The organism is Streptomyces sp. NBC_00996, from assembly GCF_045162675.1.
Classification (GTDB): domain Bacteria; phylum Actinomycetota; class Actinomycetes; order Streptomycetales; family Streptomycetaceae; genus Streptomyces.
This window is the reverse complement of sequence record NZ_CP108723.1, coordinates 2,933,635-2,960,113: the sequence shown is the minus strand read 5'-3', so window position 1 is coordinate 2,960,113 and position 26,479 is coordinate 2,933,635. Positions and strand designations below refer to the sequence as shown.

The 26,479-nt window shown below is 70.0% G+C and carries 25 protein-coding genes; 16 read left to right on the top strand and 9 right to left on the bottom strand.

What is annotated here, in order from left to right; translation table 11 throughout:
• Positions 1-46: 46 nt before the first annotated feature.
• The 3 genes from OG390_RS13960 (at position 47) to OG390_RS13950 (ending at position 2,595) form a co-directional block, all read left to right on the top strand.
• Positions 47-532 (top strand): DUF5304 domain-containing protein, encoded by a 486-nt coding sequence (locus OG390_RS13960; RefSeq protein WP_406167927.1) that lies wholly within the window; start codon positions 47-49, stop codon positions 530-532.
• A gap of 54 nt (positions 533-586) precedes the next feature.
• Positions 587-1,540, top strand: a complete 954-nt coding sequence (locus OG390_RS13955; protein ID WP_399078251.1) for an ROK family glucokinase — start codon at positions 587-589, stop codon at positions 1,538-1,540.
• Positions 1,541-1,830: 290 nt separating this feature from the next.
• Complete coding sequence (locus OG390_RS13950) at positions 1,831-2,595, top strand: endonuclease/exonuclease/phosphatase family protein (RefSeq protein ID WP_399078249.1); 765 nt, start codon at positions 1,831-1,833, stop codon at positions 2,593-2,595.
• Between the two features lie 7 nt (positions 2,596-2,602).
• Here the strand turns inward: OG390_RS13950 and OG390_RS13945 are convergent, their stop codons facing one another.
• Both OG390_RS13945 and OG390_RS13940 read right to left on the bottom strand, forming a co-directional pair.
• Complete coding sequence (locus OG390_RS13945) at positions 2,603-3,238, bottom strand: hypothetical protein (RefSeq protein ID WP_406167925.1); 636 nt, start codon at positions 3,236-3,238, stop codon at positions 2,603-2,605.
• Positions 3,231-4,040, bottom strand: coding sequence for an alpha/beta hydrolase (locus tag OG390_RS13940; RefSeq protein WP_406167923.1), 810 nt, complete (start codon positions 4,038-4,040; stop codon positions 3,231-3,233). Before OG390_RS13940 ends, OG390_RS13945 begins: the two co-directional genes overlap by 8 nt.
• Positions 4,041-4,211: 171 nt before the next feature.
• Here OG390_RS13940 and OG390_RS13935 point away from each other — a divergent pair, with 171 nt between their 5' ends.
• The 5 genes from OG390_RS13935 (at position 4,212) to OG390_RS13915 (ending at position 9,296) form a co-directional block, all read left to right on the top strand.
• A complete protein-coding gene (locus tag OG390_RS13935; RefSeq protein ID WP_406167921.1) occupies positions 4,212-5,018 on the top strand; it encodes a lysophospholipid acyltransferase family protein in 807 nt (268 codons plus the stop codon).
• Positions 5,019-5,062: 44 nt separating this feature from the next.
• Positions 5,063-6,280, top strand: coding sequence for a MacS family sensor histidine kinase (gene macS / locus OG390_RS13930; RefSeq protein ID WP_406167919.1), 1,218 nt, complete (start codon positions 5,063-5,065; stop codon positions 6,278-6,280).
• Positions 6,281-6,355: 75 nt separating this feature from the next.
• The gene (locus OG390_RS13925) at positions 6,356-7,057 is read left to right on the top strand and encodes a response regulator (protein ID WP_406167918.1); all 702 of its coding nucleotides are present in this window, start codon (positions 6,356-6,358) and stop codon (positions 7,055-7,057) included.
• Between the two features lie 143 nt (positions 7,058-7,200).
• The gene (locus OG390_RS13920; RefSeq protein ID WP_406167916.1) at positions 7,201-8,229 is read left to right on the top strand and encodes a 6-phosphofructokinase; all 1,029 of its coding nucleotides are present in this window, start codon (positions 7,201-7,203) and stop codon (positions 8,227-8,229) included.
• Positions 8,230-8,300: 71 nt separating this feature from the next.
• Positions 8,301-9,296 carry a 2-hydroxyacid dehydrogenase gene (locus OG390_RS13915; protein ID WP_406167914.1) on the top strand — a complete coding sequence of 332 codons (996 nt, stop codon included), beginning with the start codon at positions 8,301-8,303 and terminating at the stop codon, positions 9,294-9,296.
• On the opposite strand, the gene OG390_RS13910 is transcribed toward OG390_RS13915, so the two are convergent.
• Both OG390_RS13910 and OG390_RS13905 read right to left on the bottom strand, forming a co-directional pair.
• Positions 9,248-11,128 (bottom strand): anthranilate synthase family protein, encoded by a 1,881-nt coding sequence (locus tag OG390_RS13910; protein ID WP_406167913.1) that lies wholly within the window; start codon positions 11,126-11,128, stop codon positions 9,248-9,250. The two genes, OG390_RS13915 and OG390_RS13910, sit on opposite strands and share 49 nt — an antisense overlap.
• Positions 11,129-11,222: 94 nt before the next feature.
• Positions 11,223-11,279, bottom strand: coding sequence for a trp operon leader peptide (locus OG390_RS13905; protein ID WP_076973970.1), 57 nt, complete (start codon positions 11,277-11,279; stop codon positions 11,223-11,225).
• 87 nt (positions 11,280-11,366) lie between these two features.
• Here OG390_RS13905 and OG390_RS13900 point away from each other — a divergent pair, with 87 nt between their 5' ends.
• The 3 genes from OG390_RS13900 to OG390_RS13890 all read left to right on the top strand — a co-directional run bounded on the left by OG390_RS13900 (position 11,367) and on the right by OG390_RS13890 (position 14,514).
• Positions 11,367-12,608, top strand: a complete 1,242-nt coding sequence (locus OG390_RS13900) for a glycoside hydrolase domain-containing protein (protein ID WP_406167911.1) — start codon at positions 11,367-11,369, stop codon at positions 12,606-12,608.
• Between the two features lie 142 nt (positions 12,609-12,750).
• The gene (locus tag OG390_RS13895) at positions 12,751-14,103 is read left to right on the top strand and encodes a class II 3-deoxy-7-phosphoheptulonate synthase (protein WP_399078228.1); all 1,353 of its coding nucleotides are present in this window, start codon (positions 12,751-12,753) and stop codon (positions 14,101-14,103) included.
• Positions 14,104-14,262: 159 nt separating this feature from the next.
• A complete protein-coding gene (locus OG390_RS13890; protein WP_406167909.1) occupies positions 14,263-14,514 on the top strand; it encodes a bacterioferritin-associated ferredoxin in 252 nt (83 codons plus the stop codon).
• Here the strand turns inward: OG390_RS13890 and bfr are convergent.
• The gene (gene bfr / locus OG390_RS13885; protein WP_406167907.1) at positions 14,511-14,990 is read right to left on the bottom strand and encodes a bacterioferritin; all 480 of its coding nucleotides are present in this window, start codon (positions 14,988-14,990) and stop codon (positions 14,511-14,513) included. The genes OG390_RS13890 and bfr overlap by 4 nt on opposite strands.
• A 155-nt stretch (positions 14,991-15,145) precedes the next feature.
• Between bfr and OG390_RS13880 the strand changes: the two genes are divergently transcribed.
• Positions 15,146-15,778: a sulfite oxidase-like oxidoreductase gene (locus OG390_RS13880; protein ID WP_406167905.1), complete on the top strand. Its 633-nt coding sequence runs from the start codon at positions 15,146-15,148 to the stop codon at positions 15,776-15,778.
• 19 nt (positions 15,779-15,797) lie between these two features.
• Here OG390_RS13880 and OG390_RS13875 read toward each other — a convergent pair whose 3' ends face one another.
• Positions 15,798-16,319, bottom strand: coding sequence for a DUF4396 domain-containing protein (locus OG390_RS13875; RefSeq protein WP_406167903.1), 522 nt, complete (start codon positions 16,317-16,319; stop codon positions 15,798-15,800).
• Positions 16,320-16,400: 81 nt separating this feature from the next.
• Positions 16,401-17,282: a deoxyribonuclease IV gene (locus OG390_RS13870; protein WP_406167902.1), complete on the bottom strand. Its 882-nt coding sequence runs from the start codon at positions 17,280-17,282 to the stop codon at positions 16,401-16,403.
• A gap of 94 nt (positions 17,283-17,376) precedes the next feature.
• Between OG390_RS13870 and OG390_RS13865 the strand changes: the two genes are divergently transcribed.
• The 4 genes from OG390_RS13865 (at position 17,377) to OG390_RS13850 (ending at position 21,112) form a co-directional block, all read left to right on the top strand.
• Positions 17,377-17,697: a CU044_2847 family protein gene (locus OG390_RS13865; RefSeq protein ID WP_406167900.1), complete on the top strand. Its 321-nt coding sequence runs from the start codon at positions 17,377-17,379 to the stop codon at positions 17,695-17,697.
• Positions 17,698-17,860: 163 nt separating this feature from the next.
• Positions 17,861-18,031 (top strand): hypothetical protein, encoded by a 171-nt coding sequence (locus OG390_RS13860; RefSeq protein ID WP_406167898.1) that lies wholly within the window; start codon positions 17,861-17,863, stop codon positions 18,029-18,031.
• Complete coding sequence (locus OG390_RS13855; protein WP_406167896.1) at positions 17,994-19,196, top strand: FxsB family cyclophane-forming radical SAM/SPASM peptide maturase; 1,203 nt, start codon at positions 17,994-17,996, stop codon at positions 19,194-19,196. Before OG390_RS13860 ends, OG390_RS13855 begins: the two co-directional genes overlap by 38 nt.
• On the top strand, positions 19,193-21,112 hold the full coding sequence (locus OG390_RS13850) for an aKG-HExxH-type peptide beta-hydroxylase (protein WP_406167894.1): 1,920 nt from the start codon (positions 19,193-19,195) through the stop codon (positions 21,110-21,112). The genes OG390_RS13855 and OG390_RS13850 overlap by 4 nt, the downstream gene beginning before the upstream one ends.
• Here OG390_RS13850 and fxsT read toward each other — a convergent pair.
• A complete protein-coding gene (gene fxsT, locus OG390_RS13845) occupies positions 21,043-25,458 on the bottom strand; it encodes an FxSxx-COOH system tetratricopeptide repeat protein (RefSeq protein WP_406167892.1) in 4,416 nt (1,471 codons plus the stop codon). The genes OG390_RS13850 and fxsT overlap by 70 nt on opposite strands.
• On the bottom strand, positions 25,458-26,474 hold the full coding sequence (locus tag OG390_RS13840) for an AAA family ATPase (protein WP_406167890.1): 1,017 nt from the start codon (positions 26,472-26,474) through the stop codon (positions 25,458-25,460). Before OG390_RS13840 ends, fxsT begins: the two co-directional genes overlap by 1 nt.
• Positions 26,475-26,479: the final 5 nt, after the last annotated feature.

The window sequence follows — 26,479 nt, the reverse complement described above, 5'->3', positions numbered from 1 at the left end:
CCGTTCGGGTAACGTCGAAGGCACGAACCGTAGGCAGGAGTCCGCCATGAGCGAAGAGCGCCCCACATCCGACGCCGCTCAGGAGGAAGCGGGCGACGAGGTGCGTGCCGAAGAGGCGCGTGCGACCGACGCCGACGCCTGGGCGAAGGCCTGTGCCGAGGACCTCGCGGCGGAGAAGGCCCGCCGCCGCGCCGAGTACGGCACACCGCCGGGCTCGGCCGCCGAGGAACTGCGCAAGCTCGTCGACGCCGTCGCCGACAAGCTGTCCGGGCTGAACTCGCCGCTCTTCGGCGCGGTCGCCTCCGGCACGGCCCAGCAAATGGTCAACCAGGTCGTGCAGCAGGCCAAGGCCGCCGTGGAGCCGGTGATCGAGCGCAACCCCGATGTGTTCGACCACCTCGCGGCCGCCGGCTCCGAGCTGCTCGCCGCCTATCGCTCGGCCGTCGAGGCGCAGGAGCGACGCTGGACGAGCCGGGACAGCGGCCCCCGCGGCGAGGGGACCGGTCCAGGGGAACACATCGACTTGGACTGAGGGCCCCTCGGGTACGGTTGGCCGTAGCGGGGCTCGACCGAAACTGAGGGATTCATGGGACTCACCATCGGCGTCGATATCGGCGGCACGAAGATCGCGGCCGGTGTGGTCGACGAGGAAGGCAACATCCTCTCGACGCACAAGGTGCCGACCCCCACCACGCCGCAGGCCATCGTGGACGCAATCGCTGCTGCTGTCGAGGGTGCGCGCGCAGGCCACGACATCGTCGGCGTGGGCATCGGTGCAGCCGGATACGTGAACCGCCAGCGCTCGACGGTCTACTTCGCGCCGAACATCGACTGGCGACAGGAGCCGCTCAAGGCCGAGGTCGAGGCGCGTGTGGGGCTGCCGGTCGTCGTCGAGAACGACGCGAACGCGGCGGCGTGGGGCGAGTACAAGTTCGGCGCGGGCAAGGGCCACCGGAACGTCATCTGCATCACCCTGGGCACGGGCCTCGGCGGCGGCATCATCATCGGCAACAAGCTGCGTCGCGGGCACTTCGGCGTGGCCGCCGAGTTCGGCCACATCCGCATGGTGCCGGACGGGCTGCTGTGCGGCTGCGGCTCGCAGGGCTGCTGGGAGCAGTACGCCTCCGGGCGCGCCCTCGTCCGCTACGCCAAGCAGCGCGCCAACGCGACCCCGGAGAGCGCGGAGATCCTGCTCGCGCTGGGCAATGGCACCCCCGACGGCATCGAAGGCAAGCACATCTCGGTCGCCGCGCGCCAGGGCGACCCGGTGGCGGTGGACTCCTATCGTGAGCTCGCCCGCTGGGCCGGCGCCGGCCTCGCCGACCTGGCCTCGCTCTTCGACCCGTCCGCCTTCATCGTCGGCGGCGGCCTCTCCGACGAGGGCGAGCTGGTCCTCGACCCGATCCGTAAGTCGTACAAGCGCTGGCTGGTGGGCGGCAACTGGCGCCCGGTGGCCGACGTCATCGCGGCCCAGCTGGGCAACAAAGCAGGCCTGGTCGGCGCCGCCGACCTGGCCCGGGAGCCCGACCCGATCATGTGACCTGCCGGTAGGGGGCACGGCACCCGGCACGGCGGCGCCCGCCGTGCCGGGTGCCGTGTCTTGCCGGGCGGGTTTCCGCCGGTGAGCGGTGCCTGCCGTTCGTCGTGGGTCGGGGCCGTGCCGGTACATCCGCCCGTATCCGACCGGATCGGCCGACGCTTCTCAGGGAGCCGTCTGCCGGGAATCCGTCCGGATACGGGCATCGATGTACCGGCACGGCCCCTTCCGTGCGGGGGGCGGCTGCGGGTCGTCCCGTGTGCGGTCCTTCCGGCTGTCGTATCTTGATCGCCATGCCGACGAGCCCCTCAGCCAGTCCGCTGCCCAACTCCCGTACCGAAGCCGACGGTTCGGCCGTCATTCGCGTGCTCAGTTACAACATTCGGTCGATGCGCGATGACACCGCCGCGCTCGCGCGGGTGATCAGTGCCTGCGCACCCGACCTGGTCCTCATCCAGGAAGCTCCGCGCTTCTTCCGCTGGCGCAAGAAATTGGCCCGGCTCGCGGCGGCGTCCGGTCAGATGATCCTCTCCGGCGGTGCCCCGGCGTCCGGACCCGCGCTCCTGTGCTCCCTCCGGGCGACCGTCGAGCGCACCGAGGATGTACTGCTCCCCCTCACGCCCGGTCTGCACCGCCGTGGCTTCGCCACCGCCGTCGTACGGTTCGGCGGCGCCCGGCTCGGCGTCCTGAGCTGCCATCTCTCGCTCCAGAAGGACGAGCGGTACGAGCAGGGCGGCATGCTCCTCGACCGCCTCGCAGGCCTCGACACCCCACACGCCGTCGCGGGCGGTGACCTCAACGAACGCCCGGACGGTCCCACCTTCAAACGCCTGGCCGGCGCCCTTCAGGACGCCTGGGCGGCCCGCCCCTGGGATGGCGAGCAGACTTCCACCTCCACCGATCCCCACCAGCGCATCGACGCGATCTTCGCCACGGAGGGCGTGGAGGTCCTGGGCTGTGGGGTCCCGCTGGGTCTCCCCGGCGTGACGGAGGCAGACCTGAGGGCGGCCACGGACCACCTGCCCGTACTGGCCGCCCTCAGAGTGCCCGCGTCCTGAGGCGGGATCAGACCACCGCACCCCGTCCGGGATCGTCGTCCTCCTCGTCGTCGGTCTTCATGCGCATCACCAGGGTGGCGAAGCCGCCGAGGAAGCCGCCGATGCCGAGAGTGGTGAGCCACCAGGTCATGTCCCAGCCGAGGAGTACGGCCAGCAGGAGCACGATGGGGCCGCCGATGACCCCGAGCCAGGCGAACTTGGCGGTGGTGTCGGCGGTGGGCAGCGGGGGCGGCTCGGGCGGTACGAAGTGGCCCTCGTCGTCCTCGTCGAAGTCGTCGTCGGCGGGCTCGGGCGCCTTGTAGTCGCGCGGGCCGCCGACACCGGGTGCGAAGGCGACCGAGCTGCCGAGGGGCTGGGCCGCGGAGGGCTTGTCCCCGGACCCGGACCCGGATCCGGATCCGGTGTCGGACTCTGTGCCGCTCGTGTCGCCGTCGTTCGTCTCCGGGTCCAGGAGCGCCAGGTCCTCGACCGACTTGAACGGTTTCGCGCCGGGCGGGTCCGGCGGCTCCTCGCCGTACCCGGCGACGATCGCCTGCCACACGGCGTCCTCGTCGAAGGGCACGCTCTGCTCCTCACCGAGAGGCCCGTCGAGGGGCACGCCCTTCTCCTCGGAATCGCCGCGTTCCGCGTCGTGCTCAGCCACCGGTGGCCGTCCCTTCCTGCTGACCCACCTGACCCGCGTCGGACTCCTTGCCGACACTGGGCGCGAGCCGGGCGATGAACGCGTAGCTCTCCTCGAAGATCCGGTCCGCGTCGTGGTCCAACGTCGCGACGTGGTAGCTCTGTTCCAGCAGGATCTCCGTCACGTCCGTGGACGACACCCGGCCGAGGATGCGCGCCGAGTCGGCGGGGGACACGACGTGGTCCTGGGGGCTGTGCAGCAGCACTATCGGCTGGGTGACCTGCGGCAGCTCGCTGTCGACGATCTGGCAGAAATTCCGCATCGAGTGCGCGGCGTGCAGCGGCACCCGGTCGTACCCGAGTTCCTGCGAGCCCTCCTTGGCGATGTCGCTCAGGATGCCCTTCACGGACCGAACGAAGTGCCGGAGCACGGGGAGGGCGTGCGCCGACAGCCCGTGCACCCTGTTCAGCGGGTTGACGACCACGATGCCGCTGATCTCGTCACCGTGCTTGGCCGCGAGGCGCAGCGTCAGCGCGGCGCCCAAGGAGAGGCCGAAGACGAACACCCGAGCACACCGGTCCCGCAGCGCGCGCAGCTCCCGGTCCACCTCCGCGTACCAGTCCTGCCAGCCGGTGAGCTGCATGTCCTCCCAGCGCGTCCCGTGCCCCGGCAACAGCGGCAGCGTGACGGTCAGGCCGCGCTCGGCCAGATACTCCGCCCAGGGCCGCAGCGACTGCGGGCACCCGGTGAAGCCGTGGCAGAGAAGGACGCCGACCTCTCCGCCCTCGCGGCGGAACGGCTCGGCTCCAGGAAGGACCGGCACCTTCGGTCTCCTGTCATAGAGGCGGGCGAAACGGAACCCCCCGAGGCTTCGAGGCGTACTTCACCGTACGCGACCGCACTGACACCGACCAGGGTCGTCGGGTCCTTTGACAGTGCTCCGGGTTAAGGTCTGACCGACGACACAGGAGGCACTCGGTTGATCTACGGCGCAATGAAGTTTTCCATCGGAGGGCCACTGAAGCTCGCCTTCAGACCCTGGGTGGAAGGCCTCGAGAACATTCCCGCCGAGGGCCCCGCCATCCTGGCGAGCAATCACCTGTCGTTCTCGGACTCGTTCTTTCTGCCCGCGGTCCTCGACCGCAAGGTGACCTTCATCGCGAAGGCCGAGTACTTCACGACGCCCGGCATCAAGGGCCGGATGACCGCCGCCTTCTTCAAGGGCGTCGGCCAGCTCCCCGTGGACCGCTCCGGCGCGCGCGGCGCGGGCGAGGCGGCCGTCAAGAGTGGTGTCGACGTCATCGAGCGCGGTGAGCTGTTCGGCATCTACCCGGAGGGCACGCGCTCGCCCGATGGCCGCCTCTACCGCGGAAAGCCCGGCGGTCTCGCGCGCGTGGCGCTCGCCACCGGCGCGCCCGTCATCCCGGTCGCGATGATCGACACCGAGAAGATCCAGCCGCCGGGCAAGGTGATGCCCAAGCTGATGCGCCCGGGCATCCGCATCGGCAAGCCGCTGGACTTCAGCCGGTACAGCGGTATGGAGCACGACCGTTTCGTGCTCCGCGCGGTGACCGACGAGGTCATGTACGAAATCATGAAGCTCTCCGGCCAGGAGTACGTCGACATGTACGCGACGGCCGCCAAGCGGCAGATCGCGGAGGCGGCGAAGGCCGAGAAGGACGCCGAGAAGGCGGCGAAGGCCGCCCTCGCGCAAGCCGAGAAGCAAGCGGCCAAGGAACAGGCCGAGAAGCAGGCCGCCAGGGAAGCGGAGCGGGCGGACAGGGAACGGTCCGGCTCCTAGACGCGTCCGTCAGGACGTGCGGGAGTGGGGGTGGGGTGGGGGAGATGGCCAAGCGCGAGCGTGTGATGAGGATGTCGGTCGAGCAGCCGCTGTGGCGTGCGCTCGCCGCCTACCGCGTCCTGACCATGCTGTATGCGATCGGTCTCTTCGCCACCGCGTACGACAAGTTCGCCCGCCCCTGGGTGGCCATCGCGTTCTACGCGCTGTTGTTCGTGTGGACGCTCGCGACCCTCCCCAGGGTCGCGAACGCGGCGAGTTGCACCAAGCGGTTCCTCACCGCCGACCTCACCATCGCGCTCGCCGGCATCCTGCTCACCCGGGTCGCCGACGCCTCCTCGCGGATCGAAGCCGGCGGCCCGACCCTGCCGTCGATATGGACCGCGGGATCCGTCCTGGCCTTCGCGATCAAGGGCGGATGGCGCTGGGCGGCCTTCGCCTCCACGCTGGTCGCGGCCGTCAACATCGTCGAGCGTGGCGCCCCGACCCGCGACACCGTCCACAACGTGATTCTGGTCTGGGTCGCCTCCATCGCCATCGGATACGTCGTCGAGGTCGCCCGCGCCTCCGAGCGCACCCTCGCTCGCGCCCTGGAGATCGAGGCCGCCACCCGCGAACGGGAGCGGCTGGCCCGCGACATCCACGACGGCGTCCTCCAGGTCCTCGCCATGGTGCAGCGGCGCGCTTCCGCGCTCGGCGGCGAGGCCGCGGAGCTGGGCCGGATGGCCGGCGAGCAGGAGGTGGCGCTGCGCACGCTGGTCTCGGGCGGCCTGGTGCCCGTCTCCCGGGTCTCGGAGGACGCCGCGCTCGGTGCCGTCGTACGAGCCGTCGACGAACCGGACGACGAAGAGGGCCCCCTCGACCTGCGCTCACTGCTCGCCCCGTACGCCACCGCACGCGTGACCCTCTCCGAGCCCGGCGCGCCCGTGCCGCTCGCCCCTGCCGCCGCCAAGGAGCTGGCCGCCGCTGTCGGTGCCGCCCTGGACAATGTCCGCAAGCACGCCGGGGCGGACGCCAGGGCCTGGATCCTGGTCGAGGACGAACCGGACGCCGTGATCGTGACCGTTCGCGACGACGGCCCCGGCATCCCGGAGGGCCGGCTCACCCAGGCCGAGGGCGAGGGGCGGCTCGGGGTCGCCCTGTCGATCCGGGGCCGGCTGCGCGACCTGGGCGGCACGGCCGAGCTGATCTCGGTCCCGGGCCAGGGCACGGAAGTCGAGCTGAAGGTACCGAAGGTTTCACGGGGGAAGGCGGAACGACGATGACGCAGACGGCGGGACGGCGATGACGGCGATGACGGGGACGACGCCGGCGGCGACGACGAAGACGACGGAGCAGCGATGACGGGGACGGCGGAGACCAAGGACGTGCGGCGGCAGGGCCCGATCAAGGTGATGGTGGTCGACGACCACCCCATGTGGCGCGACGCCGTCGCCCGCGACCTGGCCGAGGCCGGCTTCGACGTGGTCGCCACCGCGGGCGACGGTGAGCAGGCCGTGCGCCGCGCCCAGGCCGCCGCGCCCGACGTCCTCGTGCTCGACCTGAACCTGCCGGCCAAGCCCGGCGTCCAGGTCTGCAAGGAACTGGTCGGCGCCAACCCGGCGCTGCGCGTCCTCGTGCTGTCGGCCAGCGGCGAGCACGCCGACGTCCTGGAGGCGGTGAAGTCCGGCGCCACCGGCTATCTGCTCAAGTCGGCGTCCACGGACGAGCTGATCGACGCGGTGCGTCGTACGGCGGTCGGCGACCCGGTGTTCACCCCGGGCCTCGCGGGTCTGGTTCTCGGCGAGTACCGCCGGCTGGCCTCCGAACCGGCCCCCGCTGCGGGGGTGGACGAGCCCAAGGTCCCGCAACTCACCGATCGCGAGACCGAGGTGCTCCGGCTGGTCGCCAAGGGTCTGAGCTACAAGCAGATAGCCGAGCGCCTCGTCATCTCCCACCGCACGGTCCAGAACCATGTGCAGAACACCCTGGGCAAGCTGCAGCTCCACAACCGCGTGGAGCTGGTGCGGTACGCCATAGAACGCGGCCTTGACGAGGCGTAAACCTGACGCACCCGCACCTTCGAGTGAAGGCGAGTGATCAACACCCGCACAATTCACCAGAATTGACCTTCCGTACCATGCCGAAGTGACCTGCATCACTATTAGCGTGAGTCCAACAGGCAACCGTGGCGAAGGGACTTTCCATGCGGGTCGGAGTACTGACCGGAGGCGGCGACTGCCCCGGGCTCAACGCCGTCATCCGGGGCATTGTCCGCAAGGGCGTGCAGGAGTACGGCTATGACTTCGTCGGCTTCCGGGACGGCTGGCGCGGACCACTGGAAGGCGACATCGTTCGGCTCGACATCCCTGCCGTGCGCGGCATCCTGCCGCGCGGCGGCACCATTCTCGGCTCCTCGCGCACCAATCCGCTCAAGCAGGAGAACGGCATTCGCCGGATCAAGGAGACCCTCGCCAAGCAGGAGGTGGACGCGCTCATCGCGATCGGCGGCGAGGACACGCTCGGTGTCGCCGCCCGCCTCACCGACGAGTACGGCATCCCCGTCGTCGGCGTACCGAAGACCATCGACAACGACCTGTCCGCCACCGACTACACCTTCGGTTTCGACACCGCCGTCGGCATCGCGACCGAGGCGATCGACCGCCTGCACACCACCGCCGAGTCGCACATGCGCGTCCTCGTCTGCGAGGTGATGGGCCGGCACGCGGGCTGGATCGCCATTCACTCGGGTCTGGCCGGCGGCGCCAACGTCATCCTCATCCCCGAGCAGCGCTTCGACGTCGACCGGGTGTGCGCCTGGGTGACCTCACGGTTCAAGGCCTCGTACGCGCCGATCGTGGTCGTCGCCGAGGGAGCGATGCCCAAGGACGGCGACATGGTCCTCAAGGACGAGTCCCTCGACTCCTTCGGGCATGTCCGCCTCTCCGGGGTCGGCGAGTGGCTGGCCAAGGAGATCGAGAAGCGCACGGGCAAGGAGGCCCGCACCACGGTCCTCGGGCACATCCAGCGCGGCGGCACCCCCAGTGCCTTCGACCGCTGGCTCGCCACCCGCTTCGGGCTGCACGCCATCGACGCCGTCCACGACGGCGACTTCGGCAAGATGGTCGCCCTGCGCGGCACGGACATCGTCCGCGTCCCGATCGCGGAGGCCACGGCCAAGCTGAAGACGGTCGACCCGAAGCTCTACGAGGAGGTCGGGGTCTTCTTCGGCTGACCGCACCGGCCCGGCGCACCGGGGTTGTGGGCCGTATATTCGGCCCATGACCCCGCAGATCGGGAGGAAGCATGGAGATCCTCGCCTTCGGCGTCCAGGCCGACGAGAAGCCCCTGCTCGAGAAGTCCTTCGCGGGCCACCACGAGGTCCACTGTCTCGACGTCTTCCTGAACGAGGACACCGCTCTGATCGCGGCCGGCCACGAGGCCATCTCCACCAGCGTCAACTGCGGCCTCGGCCACCGCGTCCTGCAGACCCTGGCCGTCGGCGGCACGCAGCTGGTCGCCCAGCGCTCCACCGGCTTCAACAACATCGACCTCGAGGTCGCCGAGCGCCTCGGCATGACGGTCGCCCGGGTCTCGTACTACTCGCCGTACTCCGTCGCCGAGTTCGCCTGGACCCTCGGCATGGCCGTCAACCGCCGTATCGTGCGCGCGGCCACCCGCACCCGCGACTTCGACTTCCGCCTCGACGGCCTGATGGGCCGCGACATGCACGGTCGCACCGCGGGTGTCCTAGGCACCGGCAAGATCGGCGAGGCGTTCACCCGGATCGCCCACGGCTTCGGCATGCGCCTGCTGGGCTGGGACGTCGCCGAGAACCCGGCCTGCGTCGAACTCGGCATGAAGTACGTCCCCAAGGACCAGCTCCTCGCCGAGTCCGACCTGATCAGCCTGCACGTCCCGCTGATGCCGCAGACCCAGCGCCTGATCGACGCCGCCGCACTGCGCGCGATGAAGGACGACGCGATCCTGGTGAACTCCAGCCGCGGCGGCCTGATCGACACCAAGGCCCTCGTCGCCGAGCTGCGCGAGGGCCGCTTCACGGGCGTCGGTCTCGACGTGTACGAGGCGGAGGCGGGCCTCTTCTTCCTCGACAAGTCCCTGGAGGCCATCGAGGACGACACCCTGGCCCGCCTCGTCACCTTCCCGAACGTCCTGGTCACGTTCCACCAGGCCTACTACACCGAGGACGCCGTCGGCCAGATCGTCGACGCCACGGTCAAGAACGTGCTCGACTACACGGCGGGCCGCCGCTCGGACAACGTGCTGGTGCCCCGCAGCTGACCGATCAACTCGCTGACGACAGCCGCGCCGTTCAGCGTCAGCACCGACTCCGGGTGGAACTGGACCCCAGCGAACCCGGGACCGCGCATCGCGTGCACCTCGCCGCTGTCGCTGCGGCTGACCTCGACACCGTGCGCGGACAACTCCCCGAGAGTCTCCTCGTCGCAGCGCGCCACGAAGCTGTTGTAGAAGCCGACGGTCTCCATCCGCCCGAAAAGGTCGATCCCGGTCTGCGCGCCCTGGTACGGGACTTCCTTGCGGACGATCTCCAGCCCCAGCTCGGCCGCGATCAGCTCATGGCCGAGGCAGACGCCGAGCACGCCGTGGCGGTGACCGCGGATCACCTCGGCGGTGAGCTTCCGAAGGAACCGCATCTTCGGATCGGTCACGTCCGAAGGGTCACCGGGTCCGGGCCCCAGCACGACCGGCCCCTCGTGCGCGAGAACCGCCTCCCGAAGCCCCGGCTCGTCGTAGCGCCGAACCGTCACCTCCAGCCCACTCGACCGCAGCACATGCGCGAGCATCGCCGTGAAGGTGTCCTCGCCGTCCACGACCAGGGCATGTCCCCGCAGCGAGTCGGCCCGCTCCTGCATACGCAGCCAGAACGGCGCGAGCGAGGCCCGCCGTCCGTCGAGCGCCGCCTGCACACGCGGGTCGTCGCCCAGCTTCGGCCGTACACGCTCCTCGCGGGGCCTGGTCTCCACGACTCCCAGCGCCGCCAGCACCCCCGCCGCCTTCGCATGGGTCTCGGCGACCTCGCTCGCCGGATCCGATCCCCGTACGAGCGTGGCGCCCACCGGCACCCGCAGCCGCCCGTCCGCGTCGATGTCGGCGGTGCGGATGAGAATGGGGGAGTCGAGCGTCTGCGCCCCACCCGCATCCCGTCCCACGAGGGCCAGCGCACCCGCGTAGTAGCCCCGCCCACCGATCTCGTGCCGCTCGATCACCCGGCACGCGTTCTGCACCGGCGACCCGGTGACGGTCGCCGCGAACATGGTCTCCTTCAGCACCTCGCGCACATCCAGTGAGGAGCGCCCACGCAACTCGTACTCGGTGTGCGCGAGATGGGCCATCTCCTTCAGCCGCGGACCGATGACCACCCCGCCCATGTCGCCGACCGTGCACATCATCTTGAGCTCCTCGTCGACCACCATCGACAGCTCCTCGATCTCCTTTCCGTCGGCAAGGAAGGCGAGCAGATCTTCGGGGGTCGGGCCCGTTGCCGGGTAGCGGTACGTGCCGCTGATCGGGTTCATCACGACGGTTCCGCCGGACATCCGGACGTGCACCTCGGGACTCGCGCCGACCAGCGTCCGGTCTCCGGTGTGCACGACGAACGTCCAGTACGCGCCCCGCTCTCCGACGAGGAGCCGGCGGAACAGGGCGAGGGCGTCGGCCCGCCCGAACCCCGGGATCTCTCCCTCGTACGTACGCCGGATCACGAAGTTCGCGCCCTCGCCCCGCCCGATCTCCTCGCGCAGCACCCGCCCGACGATTCCGGCGTACTCCTCATCGGCGACGTCGAAGCCCCCGCCGTCGACGCGCACCTCGTGCGACGGCAGCTGGGACAGTGCCTGCTTCAGGGGCAGTTCGTACGTCTCCTCGGGGGTGAGCACCGCGAGGGGCGTGCCGTCGTCACGGACGTCGAAGCCGCGCTCCCGGATCTGGCGATAGGGGATGAGCGCGAGGCCCTCGTCGGGGATGTCGGCGAGGCGCTCGTGAGGGGTGACCGGGCCGAGCAGCACCTCGACCACGTCATGGTCGTGGCCGGGGGTGCGGCGGCGCAGCAGGGCGAACGGACGGGGATCGTCCAGGAGGTCGAGCAGGTTCATCGGTCCTGTTCCTTCTCACTCGGAGAGGAACGGGCTCCGGAAACACCGAAGGCCGCCCCTCGGGCGGCCTTCGCGAAGTCTTGCGTACGCGCAGTCAGTGGGCCGCCGGATGAGCGGTCCACCACCAGTTCTGGATCGAGTGCGCGAACATGCGCCGCACCTTACCCGACGTCGGGGGCCGGGCAACAGCGTGAACCATTCCCGCGCCGCGTTCCTACCGATCGGTCACCGGCCATGGATGGCATGGCCAGGAAACCCGACCGAGGAGAGAGCCATCCACGCAGCACGTTCACCCCAGTTCCGCCGAGGCGGCGCCCGTACGCTCACGGTGCTCGCCGCGGCCGCGGTCCTCGCCGCCGGCGCGCTCGGCCCCGCCGACGCCATCGAGTCCGACGACACCATCACGGTCGCGTACCGCGGCCACGAGTTCACCGTCCCCGCCTCCTGGCAGGTCGTGGACCTGGACAAAGATCCCGATGCCTGCGTCCGGTTCGACCGGCACGCCCTGTATCTCGGCACGCCCGGCGACCAGCAGAACTGCCCGGCGGGAGCCACCGGACGCACCGAGGCGCTCCTCATCCAGCCCGGCTCCGGCGGCGGCACCACCGTCACCGAGAACCGCACAGCGGGGACGTACCGGGTCACCGCCGACGGGATCATCGTGACCGCCACGTACGGGGAGGACCGTACGAAGATCCAGGACATCCTGGGCAAGGCGGGTCTGCCCGTCGCCGCCGCGCAGAAAGGGCCGACCGCCGGGGCGCCCGAGGCGGCAGCCCTCCCCGCCGACGCGACCTCCTTCCGGGGCGAGGGCTTCGACGCCTGCACCGCGCCCGGTCAGTCGGCGATGGACGCCTGGCGGGACGACTCCGACTACGGAGCCGTCGGCGTCTACATCGGCGGGATCAACCGCGCCTGCGCCCAGACCCATCTCACCGCCGGCTGGCTGCGGACGCAGTACGCGAACGGCTGGCGGTTCTTCCCGCTGTACGTCGGTCGGCAGCCCACCTCCGACGGAGGCAGCTGCGGGGGCGGCTGCGCGGCGATCACCGACCCCGTGCCGGAGGGCACCGAGGCCGCCGACGACGCGGCCAAGCAGGCGGCCGCGCTGGGCTTCGGCAAGGGCACGGTGATCTACGACGACCTGGAGAACTACACCCCCGGAGGCTCCTTGACCAGCCAGGTGCTGGCCTACCTCGACGCCTACACGAAGCGGCTGCACAAGCTCGGCTACCGCTCCGGCGCGTACGGCAACACCTCGTCCCTGGTCACCGACCTGGTGGCCAACAAGAGCCGTGTCACCCTGCCCGACGTGATCCACTTCGCCCGCTGGGACGGCCGGTCGACGACCGCCGACTCGTCCATCCCCGCGAGCCAGTGGGCGAAGCACCAGCGGATCCACCAGTACCTGGGCGACAGGACCGAGACCCACGGCGACGTGACGATCTCCATCGACCGCGACCGGCTCGACGTGGACTAGCCCTGGACTAGCCCGATCCCCGCTCCGGGCGGCCGCGAAGACCTGTCGCACGGCCGCCCGGAGCGCCCCCGATCGAGCGCGCGGCGTCTCAATTGATGAGCACGTGAAGGGACGCCCGACACGACCCCGTAATGTTGTGGAGGTGACCGTGAACGCTAAGTCCAGCGCGAGCGCTGGCAACACCTGGCGAAACCTGCCCGCGGCGCAGCAGCCCGAGTACCCCGATGCCGAGGCTCTGCGCGATGTGATCGCGGACCTCGAGTCGTATCCGCCGCTCGTCTTCGCGGGCGAGTGCGACCAGCTGCGTGCCCGGATGGGAGCCGTCGCCAAGGGCGAGGCGTTCCTCCTCCAGGGTGGCGACTGCGCCGAGGCCTTCGACGCCGTGTCCGCCGACCACATCCGTAACAAGCTCAAGACCCTGCTCCAGATGGGCGCCGTGCTCACGTACGCCGCCTCGGTGCCGGTCGTGAAGGTCGGCCGTATCGCCGGCCAGTACTCCAAGCCGCGCTCCAAGCCGACCGAGACCCGCGACGGCGTGACCCTGCCGACCTACCGCGGCGACTCCGTCAACGGCTTCGACTTCACCGAAGGGGCCCGCATCCCGGACCCCGAGCGCCTGAAGCGGATGTACAACGCGTCCGCCTCCACGCTCAACCTGGTGCGCGCCTTCACCACCGGCGGCTACGCCGACCTGCGCCAGGTGCACGCCTGGAACCAGGACTTCGTGAAGTCGTCCCCCTCCGGCCAGCGCTACGAGCAGCTGGCGCGCGAGATCGACAACGCGATGAACTTCATGCGGGCCTGCGGGACCGACCCGGAGGAGTTCAAGACCGTCGAGTTCTACTCCTCCCACGAGGCGCTGCTCCTCGACTACGAGTCCGCGCTGACCAGGGTCGACTCGCGTACGGGCCATCTGTACGACGTCTCGGGCCACATGGTGTGGATCGGTGAGCGCACCCGTCAGCTGGACGGCGCGCACATCGAGTTCGCCTCGAAGATCCGCAACCCGATCGGGATCAAGCTGGGCCCGACGACCACGGCCGAGGACGCGCTGCAGTACATCGACCGCCTCGACCCGGAGCGCGAGCCGGGCCGCCTCACCTTCATCGTGCGGATGGGCGCGGACAAGGTCCGCGACAAGCTGCCCGAGCTGGTCGAGAAGGTCACCGCCTCCGGTGCGACCGTGGCCTGGGTGACCGACCCGATGCACGGCAACACCTTCGAGGCGGCCTCGGGCCACAAGACCCGCCGCTTCGACGACGTGCTCGACGAGGTCAAGGGCTTCTTCGAGGTCCACAAGGGTCTGGGCACGCACCCGGGCGGCATCCATGTCGAGCTCACCGGTGACGACGTGACCGAGTGCGTGGGCGGCGGCGACGAGATCTTCGTCGACGATCTGCACCAGCGCTACGAGACGGCATGCGACCCGCGCCTGAACCGCAGCCAGTCCCTCGACCTGGCGTTCCTGGTCGCCGAGATGTACCGGGACCAGTAGCGGATCACCAGCCGTTTCGGCTGTTACGGCATGTGAAGTGGGGCGCGGATCACATACGATCCGCGCCCCCTCGCACTTTTGCGGTTCCTGAGAGACGGGTAAGGTTAGGTTAGCCTCACCGATCATGGGGATGGCACGACCTGGAAATCCCGTCGGGAGGTGGACCGCGTGTACGTCTGCAACTGCTTCGGCGTCACCGAGGCGCAGGTGAAGAAGCACGCGGGGGACGGTGCCTGCACCCCCCGCCAGATAGCGTCGGCGTGCAAGGCGGGCACGGACTGCGGGTCGTGCGTCCGCCGGATTCAGGCTCTGCTGGGCCGGGGCGCGTGCCCGCGCCGTGAGCCGGCTGATGAGGGCAGGCCGGTGCTCTCCGAGGTCCGGGTGTCCGCGTCTCTGGATGAAGCCGCCTAGCTCTCCGGTTGCTCGATCACCTGCGCGATGTACAGCGCCTCGCCGAGCTTCTCGATCAGCTCCAGCTGCGTGTCCAGATAGTCGATGTGGTGCTCCTCGTCCGCGAGGATCGACTCGAAGATGTTCGCGGACGTGATGTCGCCCTTCGTGCGCATCACCTCGATTCCGCGCTTGAGGCGGTCGATCGCCTCGACCTCCACCTGTCGGTCGGCCTGGAACATCTCGGTGACGGTCTGCCCCACCCGGACATGGAACAGCCGCTGGTAGTTCGGCAGGCCCTCCAGGAAGAGGATCCGGTCGGTGAGCACCTCCGCGTGCTTCATCTCGTCGAACGACTCGTGGCGGGTGTATTTCGCGAGCTTCGTCCAGCCGAAGTTCTCCTGCATCTTCGCGTGCAGGAAGTACTGGTTGATCGCCGTCAGCTCGCCGGTCAGCTGCTCGTTGAGGAATTCGATGACCTCGGGGTCGCCCTGCATCGCAGAGGCTCCTTCCAAGCGGGGGACTGGGCAGATTGCGCCGCATCTTTGCACCGGCACAGAAGGTCGTCCAGTAAGTACACGCTTAGTGGGAGTTGCCCGATTCCGACCAGGGCTGGTCATGTGCACTGTCCCGGGTCTGTCAGGATGGAGTCATGGGTCAGCCGGTGGAGCGTGAATCTGGAGAAGTGGCGCAGTCGGAGCTTCCGCCGGGGCAGCGACTTCAGCGAGGCTGGCCGGTCACGCACTACGGGCCCGTGCCCAAGTTCCGCCCCGAACGCTGGGAGTTCAGGGTCTTCGGTGCCACCGCCGACGGGGAGAAGCACTGCTGGACACATGAGGAGTTCACGGCCCTGCCGTATGCCTCCGTCGTGGCCGATCTGCACTGTGTCACGAAGTTCAGCATGCTCGGGGCCGAATGGGGTGGCATCCCCGCTCGTACGATCCTGGAGATCGCCCCGCCCGCGCCCACCGTCACCCATGTCATGGTCTGGGCCGAGTACGGATTCAGCTCCAACCTCCGTCTGTCGGACTTCGCCTCGGACCGCACCATCTTCGCGACGCACAAGGACGGTGAGCTGCTGACGGCGGAGCACGGCTTCCCGCTCCGCCTCATCGTGCCGCACCTCTACGCCTGGAAGGGCCCCAAGTGGGTCCGTGGCGTCGAGTACATGACGGCCGATCGCCGCGGTTTCTGGGAGGAGCGGGGCTACCACAACGTCGGCGACCCCTGGCGCGAGCAGCGCTACTCCTACCAGGAGGAGCCCGGGGACGGCCCCGAGCTCTGACTCCTGCTACGGCCGCCGGTCAGTGGTGGTACTGGTGCACCACCGCGTGTCCCTTGCCGCGGCCGATCATCCACTTGTTGACGGGCGTCGTGACCACGAAGGCGATGGCCAGTGAGATGGCCAGCGCGCCCCAGAACAGCAGGTCGGCCAACTGCGCGTCCATCGCGTCCGGCCACAGAGCGATCACGCCGTTGTCGATCAGCTCCATCACCGCGATGGACAGAGTGTCCGCGGCGAGCGCGACCCGGAACGCCGTCCCGAAGTCGACGCCGGCCTTGAGCACTCCGTGCAGCGTGAGCGAGTAGCCGAAGACGAACGCGAGCACGATCGCCAGGACCATCGTCGGCACGTTGCCCCAGCCGAACGCGGTGCCGATCACCATGCCCAGCGCCTCGCCGATGGCGCAGCCGGTGAGGCAGTGCAGAGTGGCCTGGGCCGCCATGGACCAGGTGACCTTGCCGCCCGTGTCATGGGTGTGTGCACGTACCTCGTGATGCGTGTGCGCGTCGTGCTCGTGATGCGTGTGCGTGTCGTGCTCCATGCGGACCCCCACGCCGGATAGCGGTTCCTGTCTCGTACAAGACAGGAACCGTATACCCCCTAGGGGTATTCCTCAACGGGGTCAGCCGTCGCGCAGTTTCTTCAGGCGCTCGACATCCGCCGCGTGCCCCTCCTTGCCGCCGGGCGTCTCGATGATCAGGGGTACGCCCTCGGTGGCGGGGTGGGTCATCAGCGCACGGAACGGGTCCTCGCCGATGTGGCCGGAGCCGATGTTCTCGTGGCGGTCCTTGTGGGCGCCGACCACATCCTTGGAATCATTGGCATGGATCAGCTTGAGCCGGCCCTCGCCGACCGTGTCCACCAGCAGGTCGAGGGTCTGATGCATCCCGCTCGGCCCGGTGAGGTCGTGGCCGGCCGCGAAGATGTGGCACGTGTCGAGGCAGACGCCCAGCTTGGGGTGGGCGTCGAGGGTCTCGAAGTACGGCCCGAAGTCCCAGGTCCGGGAGCACAGGGAGGCGCCTTGGCCGGCCGTCGACTCCAGCAGGAGGTACGGGTCGGCGTCATGGGTCAGCTCGTCCAGCAGCGGCAGCATGTACTCACGCACCTGCTTGAGGGCGACGGACCGCTCCCGGCCGCCCGTGGCGCTTCCCGTGTGCACGACCACACCCAGGGCGCCGATCTCCCGCCCGCGCCGCAGCGAGTGCCGCAGTGACTCCACCGACTTCTCGACCGTCGCCTCGGTGTGCGAGCCAAAGTTGATCAGATACGGGGCATGGACGTACGCGGGGATCGCCCCGGCGGCGCAGGCCGCGCGGAACTCCTCGTCCTGCTTCGGGTTTCCGGCGGGCGTCGCCCAGCCGCGCGGGTTGGCGACGAAGACCTGGACGGTCTCGGCCCGGAGATCGCGGGCGTAGGAGAGGCCGACGGAATGGAGACCGCCGGCCACCGGGACATGGCCGCCGACGGGGTTGCGGGAGGGGAAGGGGAAAGGTGTTGTGCTCATGTTCCGACCAGCATGCCAGGACGGGTGCGAGAGGCCTCCATCGCGGGTACGACAGCACCAGCGCACCGGCGCGTACAGCCCAGGGGAGGCGTGCATGGGGGATGTGGTCAGCTTCGCGTTGCCGGACGGCGGCTCGGTCCTCGTCGAACCCGTCGACGAGGACGTCTACGGTCTGGAAGAGATCTCGGTCAGCGGGGGCACGGTGATCCGGCGGGCCCAGGAAGGTCTCGGCGACGCGCTGGACGGCATTCGGCGGATGGCCGCCGAGGCGCACGCCCGCATCACCTCGCTCGACGTCGCTCCGAAACGTCTGGAATTGGAATTCGGGGTCAAGCTGAGCGGGGAGACGGGCGCGGTGCTCGCGAAAGCGGCCGGTGAGGCGCACCTGGTCGTACGAGCTGTGTGGGAACACTAGTCGGGCCCGACGTGGCCGGCGGACGACGGTGTCCGGATCTGTCCCTGCGCGCCGCAGGCGTCCTCCCGCACTTGGGGGGATCCGCCTACCATGCCCTTGCGGCCGGTGCGCCGCAGGGCGGGGCCGGGTGCCGCATGTCCCGGAGGGTGAGAGGGGCACAGGCATGGATGAGACGACGGGGGTCGAGTGCGGATTGCCGGACGTTGCCGGATTCACCATCGACCAATTGCGCGCCGTACCGGGGTCGGTGCTCGCCCAGGCCCTGGAGCGGCTGCAGGCGGAGGCCGCGGAGTCCGATGAGGACGAATACACCAGCTGGCAGGCGAGCGCCTGAACCACAGGCGGTCGATGTCGCGGCACTCCTCGACGAGGGCTGGCGGCCGGCCCCATTACGGCAGTTCGTCCTCAAGATACGCAGCAGGTGCAATCTCGCCTGCGACTACTGCATCATCTACGAACACGCCGACCAGACCTGGCGCCGTCAGCCGCATGCCATGGGCCCGGGAACGCTGCGGCAGACGGCGCGTCGCATCGCGGAGCACGCAGCGAGTCACAGCCTCCCACTGGTCCGGATCGTCCTGCACGGCGGCGAGCCGCTGCTCGCGGGCCCCGAAGGCATCGCCCGTCTCACCCGCACGGTGCGCGGCATCGTCCAGGAGGCGGGTGCCGAGACCGAGTTCACGGTCCAGACCAACGGAACCCTGCTCGACACCCGCATGCTGGACACACTCGCCGAACACCGCGTACGAGTCGGGGTGAGCCTCGACGGGGACCGGCGGGCGCACGACGCACATCGCCGCACGCCGTCGGGCCGTGGCTCGTACGACCAGGTCATGGCAGGCCTGTGGCGGTTGTCCGGGGAGTTCCGCGAGCTGTACGCGGGTCTGCTGTGTACCATCGACCCGGCGGGCGACCCGGTCGCCGTCTATGAGTCGCTGCTGCCGACCCGGCCTCCTGTGATCGACTTCCTGCTGCCGCACGCGCATTGGGGCACGCGGCCATCCGCACCACCCGGCGCGTACGGAAGATGGCTGGCGGCGGTCTTCGACCGCTGGGTCGCGGCGCCGCACAAGGAGACTTCGGTGCGGATGCTCGACGAGCTGCTGCACACGACGCTCGGCGGCCGCAGCCGCCTGGACTGGGTGGGGATCACCCGTACCGTCTCCGTCTTCGTCGAGGCCGACGGCGCCATCCACCAGAACGACACGCTGCGCACAGGCCACGATGGTGCCTCCGCCAGCGGCCTCGACGTCTTCCGGAACTCCTTCGACGAGGTGCTGCTGCATCCGGGCTTCGCCGCTCGGCAATCCGGTGAGCGTGCCCTCGCCGAAGAGTGCCTGCGCTGCCCGGAGCTTTCCGTGTGCGGTGGAGGCGAGTTCGGCCACCGCTACCGGCCGGGCGCGGGCTATCGCTGGCCGACCGTCTACTGCGCGGACCTGTTGCTGCTCATCGGCCACATCAGGCGATGGCTCGCCCGTTCCGCGGAGCCTGTCCGGTGATCGAGCCGCACGTCATCCCGGACGCCGTTTTCGACTCACTGGCCGGCGGCGAGGGCGGGCCGGAGGCGGTGTTGCTGCTCCGTCGTGTCAGGCGCAGCCGCAACCTCCTGCTGTTGCGGCACATATTGGACGGACCGTGCGGCCCGACCGCCCGAGAGGCCGCGGAACTGCTGGCCCGCGTCGAACGCACTGCCCCCACGGCGGTCGAGTCGGTTGTCGACGGGCCCTCGTTCGGGACTTGGGCGAGCCGCGCCGCACGCGACTGTCCGGAGCATCGGCGGGGCGAGGGCTGCACGGCACGGGATCTCGCGGCGCTCGCTGTCGTGGCAGCCGTACGGGCAAGTGTCGCGACGGAGATTTCCGTGCCCGTATATGAGGGGATGCTGCGACTACCGGGGCTGGGGACGGCCGTGCAGACGGGGAACGAGGACGCGGCCCTTGTTGTCACCGGGGCCGATCCCGGTACGACAGCCGGGGCGGCGGGCTGTGCCGGACCGTCCGGTCCGGGGATGGCGGCTCGACGGGCGCGGCGCCAGAGCGATGCGGCGGCCGCGGCGCGAGGCGAGTACGTCGTGGAGATCCGAGTCCCCGGGCGGGTACTGAGGCTGCCCCGCGACCCGTCCCGGGAGAGCCGTGACTGGCTGCCCGTCGCCGTGCTCCAGGCCGAGCACAAGGGGCTGACCCTGAGCCTCCCGCTGGAGACCGCGGACCGGCAGTTGCCTGCGCTCGACACCGCCCGTGCCGGGCCGGCCGCATGGCAGGGACTGCTACAGCCGACGTGGGAACTGCTTGTCGAGAGCCACCCGCGGCGCGCCGCGGAACTCGCGGCAGGACTCAGCGGGATCGTGCCCATACCGGCTCCGGCCCGGGGCGTCACCTCCGCGACGTCACGGCAGGCCTTCGGCACCGTGCTCGCCTCCTGGCCTGCCGAGCCCGAGCGCCTCGCACTGACCCTGCTCCACGAGTTCCAGCACAGCAAGCTGAGTGCCCTCATGGACTTGGTGACGCTGTACGAACCGGGCGGTCGGCCGTGGCTGTACGCACCTTGGAGGCCCGACCCGAGACCGCCGGGCGGACTTCTGCAGGGGATCTACGCCCACCTCGGAGACCTCGCCTTCTGGCGTGATCGCAGCGGCAAGCGGCGCGGCCCGGAACAGGCCGACGCGGCATGGTGGTTCGCGCGTATCAGGGCGCACACCGAGCGCGGCCTGGAGGAGGCGCTCGAGCATGTGCGCCTCAGCCGTCTCGGCGAGCGCTTCCTCGAGTGTGCTGCCGAGGCGGTCGACAGCGCGGGCTCCGTGGGAGACGACGGGGACGAGAGGCTGTCACGGGCGGTGGCCAGGGTGGCGACCGGAGGCGAGGCCGCCTGGCGGCTGCGCTGGGCGGTGGTCGGTGCGGCGGACGTGCGGCGCCTGGCCGATCTCTGGCGTGCTGCCCGGCCGGCCGGCCGGCTGCCCGAGGACGAGGTGGGAGCGGCTGCCGGGCCCGTGGAAGGGCCGGGCCCCGAGCTCGGCCAGTGGGCGGCCCGGCAACGCGGAGCCGAACGTGCCGGGTCGATGCGGGCGGCCGCCGATGCGGTTGTCGCACGGCCGCACCGCGTCGAACGGTGGGCGGAGCTCGCCGCATCGGCCGCCGAGGAGGGCATGACCGGCACCGATGTCCTGCGCCACCGCACCGAACTCGTCAAGGCCGTGTTCCTGGAGCTGGCCGGAGAGCCGGGCACGCCCAGCCGGGACCCCGCCCCCGACCCACTGGCCCTGGCGGCCTGGTTGGCGGTCGAGCCGCCGGGGCGAGGCCGGTTCGAGGTGTCCGAGCAACCACAGGGCGCTCGGCACGCCGGTCTTGTTCAGAACACCGGAGTCTCGATGTCGCAGAACGCCCGCTCGCCCCTCGCGAACACCTCGGCGACGGGGTAGTTCCGCCCCAGAGTTCGGCCGAACCGTTTGAGTACGTCCTCCAGCAGCGAGGCGGCCTCCTCCTCCCGGCCCAGTGACCGCAGGTCGTGCGCGAGGTTCCCGCCGCACACCAGCGTGACCGGGTGATCGGAACCGAGGGTGGCGCGCAGGGCGTCCAGATGACGACCATTGGCCTGTGCGGCCTCGTCGAAACGGCCCGCCTCGTGCAGGTCGTTGGCAAGGTTGACCCCGCAGCGCAGCGTGCAGTTGTGCTCGGGGCCGAAGCGGTCGCTCAGTTTCTCGTAGGCCGAGAGGTTGAGTGACAGCGCCCGCTCGTGCTCGCCCAGCGCACTGAGCATCAGCGCGTGGTTCGTCTCGGTCATCGGAACATACGGATGAGTTGCTCCGAAGAGCTGTTCGTAGCCCGCCACCGTCTGGGCGGCCAGTTTCTCGGCATCCTCCAGTTCGCCGCGCAGCAGCAGGTCGATGGCGAAATTACCCACCGCGGCAAGCGTGTTGAGGTCCCCCTCGCCGTACTTGGCCCGATAGCGCTCCACGGTACGGGCGGACCGCTCGTGTGCCTCGTCGTAGGCGCCCACCGCCCTCAGAGAAACCGCGAGGTTCTTGGCCACATCCAGTGTGTAGGGATGCTCGCGGCCCTGACGGTCGCGGAGCTTCGGATACAGCGCCCGCAGCGATTCGGTGGATCCCCGGTAGTCGCCCAGCTCCCGTTGGTCGCGAGCGTAGTTCGCTGCCACCACCAGCGTGATGGGGTCATCGGGACCGAAGGTGCGCGACCGCCGCTCATACGTGTCCGCGTCCAGCGCGAGGGCCTCCGCGAAACGGCCGAGCAGCCGGAGGTTCAGGGCGTGATTGGCGGCCGACATCAGCGCGAGCGGATAGTCGCGTCCAAAGGTCCGGGTCAGCCGCTCCAGAGTGTCGCCGTCCCGCCGGGCCGCCTGTTCGAAGTCACCGAGCACGCGCAGGTCGCCGCCGCTGCTGTTGGCGATCGCCAGCGTCTCCTCGTGGTCCTCGCCGAGTACGCGGCGGGCCCGCTCCAGAAGGTCCGCGTTGAGATCCCGGGCCTCCTCGAAGCGGCCGAAGTTGCGGATCAGAGTGGCGTACGAACGGGTGATCCGAACCGTCTGCGGGTGGTCGTCGCCGAGGCGTTGCTGCCATTCCTTGCGAGCGAATTCGGCCAGTTCCGTGCCGCCGGTGTAGTCGCCGTGCAGATAGAGGTAGCGGACCTCGTTGATGACCAGGTCCCGTACCTCCCGCTCATCGCACTCGACGGACCGGGTCGGCCGGATGTGCGGCCGCAGTTCCGCATAGCGACGCCAGTTCTCGTTGTCCTCCGGTTCCTGCGGGTCCGCGGCGGCCAGCAGGACGTGGGTGAGGTGGTAGGTGTCCTCCTGTTCCTGCGGGGTCATCTGGTTGAAGAGCACGGCCTGTACGAGCCGGTGCATCTGGAGGCTGTTGCTGCGATGGTCGATCCTGGCGAGCGCGAGCCGGCCGACCTCCCGCGTGGCCAGCCCCAGCTCGACGGGGTCGCGCAAGGCCTCGGCGAGCGGGGAGGGCAGGGGAGCGAACGCGGCACTGCGCAGCAGCGCCCAGCTGATCGGCTCCGGCGCCATGCAGGAGCACAGGCGCAGGAGCTGGACAGCGGCGGGGCTGCGCTGGGCCAACCGTTCCATCGACAGATTCCAGGTCGCCACCACCGAGTGCGGATACCCGGACGGCACAGAGGTGTCCAGCAGCCGCCCCGCGTGTTCGTGCAGTAGCTCCAGGTACTCGTCGACCGACATCGCGGTCTCCGCGTGCCAGGCGCCGGCCTGCTCCACGGCGAGCGGAAGGTCGCCGAGCGCGTCGGCGAGCCGGGAGGCGTCCTCCGTCGGCATTCCGGGCACCCGGCGCTGCAGGAAGCTGATCGACTCGTCGCGGGAGAAGACGTCCACGGAAATGGGATGGGCATGTCCTGCCCAGCTCTGGTTGCGTGAAGTGACCAGGATGTGACCCTCGCCGGAGGGGAAGTACTCCTCCAGATCCTCGGGCCGGTCAGCGTTGTCGAACACCAGGAGCCACCGACGGTAGGGAGAGCCTCGGCGGAGTGCGTCGAGGACGAGTGGAAGCGCCTCGTCACCGCTCGGCCCGGCCTCCAGGCCGAGATGCGGTGCGAGTGCGGCGATGGACGAGCGCACCAGCGAGGGATCCTCGGAGTTGATCCACCAGATGAGCTGGTACTGGGACTGATACCGATAGATGTACTCGACAGCCAGTTGTGTCTTGCCGACGCCGCCGAGGCCGAAGAACGCCTGCGGCACGATTGCCGCGCGCCGATCGGCCAGACGGGCGTGGAGCTGGGTGATGAGCTCGTCCCGGCCGGTGAAATTGTGATTCCTCGGTGGAATGCGCCGACCCCAGACCAGGGGGATGTTCTCCTCGAAACGCATGGGGCGCGTGATTGTCTGGAGAGGGCCGCCGGAAGTCGCCGAAGGGCTCGGAGGGCCGTCGACTTCGGCCAGGCGGGGGGCGGACTCGGCCACGGGTGAATCCCTTTCCGCTGATCGTCCGGACGGCTCCCCCGTCGGCGCGGGACCTTCTGCCGTGTGAGCGTCGGGTTCGGCCAGGTTGAAACGGTCGGCTTCCGCGTCGACTGCGGTCTGGATTGATGTGGTGTCGGTCACAACGTAATCGTATGGCGACCGTACGTCACCATTTCCGTAGGGCTGTGAGAGACCGGAGATGAGGCCGCGCAGTCTTCTGGCCCGGGCCGTGAACCCGCCGCCCAACGCGTCGGCGACCGCTGCGTCGACCTTGGCGAAGGGCAGGCTCTCCGAGCTGATCCGGGACGGCAGCTCGGACGACGGGTCGGCCAGGGCGGCGTCGAACCGGTAAGGCGCCGAAGAGTGTTCGGCTAAGTAGTCCGACACCGCCGTCAGGACACGGCGGCTCTCTTGTTGGTGGAGCGACCCGAGCAGCAGCGCGCGGACGGGCTCGGCGAAATCGAATTCGGTCTGTTCGGACGGCTGGGGTTGGTCGGCGCGCACCGGGTGCAGGAGCCCGGACAGGAATACCTCCGCCAGATGCGAGGCGGTCGTGCGCGGTGCCATGACCTGCTGGACGAGTCGCATCACCGGAAGGAACAGCGGCGCGGCGGACAGATAACCGGCCAGTTCGAAGGCCTGTGGGGAGGCGGCGGCCCTGAATGCGAGGACCCTGTCCAGTGGCGACAGCCGCGCTTCGTCCGTTCCCGGCTCGTGCGCGGGAGGAGCCGGCGTGGGGCGGGCGTCCGCGAGTGGGCACACGGCATATCCGTGGAAGGGTGAGGACTCCGGACGAGCGACCATGCGGGCCCACATGTGCAGCGCTGAAGGGGCGAGTTCGACGACGGGTACCAGCGGGCCCGACTGGCCCGTGTCGGAGTGCAGGTCACTGTTGGGTACGCCGGGGCGCGATGCCTTCAGGGTCACCGGAACGGGACGTAGCGCAGTGCGATGCCACAGCCGCCGGTCGAGTGGCTGGACCACGGCGGTGGGGCGGCTGCGGGCCCACTGGGTCAGCAACCGCTCCACCGCTCCGGAGCGCCAGCCGCTGTTGATCCCGTCGCTGAGAACGAGCAGCGCACTGCGCGGCGAACGGTAGACGTGCCGCCCGGGCACGCCGACGCGGTTCGCCCCGTCCGCGGGCCACGGTGGCGGGGTGCCGCGTAGCGTCACCGAGCCGTCCGGCAGGTGCTGGAGCCAACGCACCGTGATGGACCGGAACGCCCCCACGCGCCGCAGCACCGTGCGCAACTCGCTCACCGTGCCGTCCCACAGCACCATCGACTCGCCGGTGTCCACCACCAGATCGAGGTCGAGCCAGGGCTCGTCCTCCGGGACCAGCACCGGCTCCCAGACATCGGTCTGTGCGGCCCGGTCCGCCGTGGACTCCTCGTCCAATCGATGCCGGACGGCGGACGCGGCACGGCGACGCAGCGGACGCAGAGCCCTGCCAAGCTCGACCGCCTTGGGTAGGGGCCGTACCCCTGGGGAGCGCACCGGCAGCCCCGGAAGGGGGCTGCCCACCTGATCGGCCGGGACGGGCAAGCTCTGAACGTGCAGCTGAGGCTCATGGGCGGACAGGCCGGGCGATGCGGTGTTGCCGGGGCCCGAGGGCGCCTCCGGCTCGGCGGAGCGACTGCGAGGGCCGCGCGGAGCACCGGGCTCCAGGGGGCCGGTGATCCCGGGGAGCGGGTGCGGGCGGGCGGTGGACGGGAACCCGTGCGCCGAGCCTTCCTGCGCAGGGACGAGCCGCGCCGCGAGCCAGAGGACTTCGGCGATCTCTCGCGCATCCGGAGTGGAACGCTCCGGCGGTTCGAAGGGCATCAGGGCCCCGTCTCCAGGTGCCGCCACACCGTTCGGAGCAGATCCTGCCACTGTTCGGGCTCCTCGTCCGCGCCCGCGCGGGCCAGCTGTATTGCGCTCAACAGCTGGTCGACGGCGACGTTCCCTCCGTTCTGCTCCACGAGGAACGCCTCCACCAGCGGCCGCGCCTGCTCCAACGCCTCGGCGCCGAGGTGCGCGGCCACGATCGCCGCCAGCCGCTCGGGTCCCGGCGGCTCGATGTCGTACCGGAGACAGCGCCGGGCGAACGCGGCGGGAAACTCGCGCTCCTCGTTCGACGTGATCACCACGAACGGGAACGCCCAGCAGGCCACCTGACCGTCCGTGACGAGCTCCTGCCCGCCATCGGCCGTCTGCACCTGCACACTGCGCTGTTCGGGAGGCAGTCGCAGCAGCTCCTGTATGGGGAAGCGCCCCTCTTCGAAGACGGTCAGCAAGTCGTTGGGCAGGTCGATGTCGCTCTTGTCCAACTCGTCGATGAGCAGGACACGGGGGCGACGCCGCGGTAGCAGAGCCGTACCCAGCGGGCCGAGCCGCAGAAAGCGGCCGATGTCGCCAGTGCCGCTGCCCGTCTCGAGACCTGTCCGCTGAAGGTTGGCCTCGTGCAGTCGGCCGATGGCGTCGTAGGCGTAGAGGCCGTCCCGCAGCGTGGTCCGGGACGTCACCGGCCAGTGAAGTACGGGCCCCAACCCGAGTTCGTAGGCGATGGCGTGTGCGAGCGTCGACTTGCCGGTGCCCGGGCGCCCGGTGAGCAGCAGCGGACGACGCAGCAGCAGGGCCGCGTTGACCACGTCGACCAACTCGCGATCCGCCTGGAAGACCCGGCCTCGCTCGGCGTCGGCCGGCCCCGGCGTGGCAGCGCTGTCCTGGGGCGGCATCCCCTGCTGGAGAGGGCGCCAGCTCGGCGGGTCGGGCAGGCGCTCGATGGCATTGTGCGGAATGCCGTCACCGCGGTAGACCCACCACGCGGGTGTCTGAGGGATTCCGGTCTCGGTCACGGCTG

Coding starts and splice junctions, on each gene's coding strand:
- OG390_RS13860 (WP_406167898.1), top strand. CDS start 17,861: ATGGATGAGACGACGGGGGTCGAGTGCGGATTGCCGGACGTTGCCGGA.
- OG390_RS13865 (WP_406167900.1), top strand. CDS start 17,377: ATGGGGGATGTGGTCAGCTTCGCGTTGCCGGACGGCGGCTCGGTCCTC.
- OG390_RS13875 (WP_406167903.1), bottom strand. CDS start 16,319: ATGGAGCACGACACGCACACGCATCACGAGCACGACGCGCACACGCAT.
- OG390_RS13925 (WP_406167918.1), top strand. CDS start 6,356: ATGACGGGGACGGCGGAGACCAAGGACGTGCGGCGGCAGGGCCCGATC.
- OG390_RS13920 (WP_406167916.1), top strand. CDS start 7,201: ATGCGGGTCGGAGTACTGACCGGAGGCGGCGACTGCCCCGGGCTCAAC.
- OG390_RS13880 (WP_406167905.1), top strand. CDS start 15,146: ATGGGTCAGCCGGTGGAGCGTGAATCTGGAGAAGTGGCGCAGTCGGAG.
- OG390_RS13955 (WP_399078251.1), top strand. CDS start 587: ATGGGACTCACCATCGGCGTCGATATCGGCGGCACGAAGATCGCGGCC.
- OG390_RS13870 (WP_406167902.1), bottom strand. CDS start 17,282: ATGAGCACAACACCTTTCCCCTTCCCCTCCCGCAACCCCGTCGGCGGC.
- OG390_RS13960 (WP_406167927.1), top strand. CDS start 47: ATGAGCGAAGAGCGCCCCACATCCGACGCCGCTCAGGAGGAAGCGGGC.
- OG390_RS13950 (WP_399078249.1), top strand. CDS start 1,831: ATGCCGACGAGCCCCTCAGCCAGTCCGCTGCCCAACTCCCGTACCGAA.
- bfr (WP_406167907.1), bottom strand. CDS start 14,990: ATGCAGGGCGACCCCGAGGTCATCGAATTCCTCAACGAGCAGCTGACC.
- fxsT (WP_406167892.1), bottom strand. CDS start 25,458: ATGCCCTTCGAACCGCCGGAGCGTTCCACTCCGGATGCGCGAGAGATC.
- OG390_RS13855 (WP_406167896.1), top strand. CDS start 17,994: ATGAGGACGAATACACCAGCTGGCAGGCGAGCGCCTGAACCACAGGCG.
- OG390_RS13935 (WP_406167921.1), top strand. CDS start 4,212: ATGAAGTTTTCCATCGGAGGGCCACTGAAGCTCGCCTTCAGACCCTGG.
- OG390_RS13910 (WP_406167913.1), bottom strand. CDS start 11,128: ATGAACCTGCTCGACCTCCTGGACGATCCCCGTCCGTTCGCCCTGCTG.
- OG390_RS13900 (WP_406167911.1), top strand. CDS start 11,367: ATGGCATGGCCAGGAAACCCGACCGAGGAGAGAGCCATCCACGCAGCA.
- OG390_RS13915 (WP_406167914.1), top strand. CDS start 8,301: ATGGAGATCCTCGCCTTCGGCGTCCAGGCCGACGAGAAGCCCCTGCTC.
- macS (WP_406167919.1), top strand. CDS start 5,063: ATGGCCAAGCGCGAGCGTGTGATGAGGATGTCGGTCGAGCAGCCGCTG.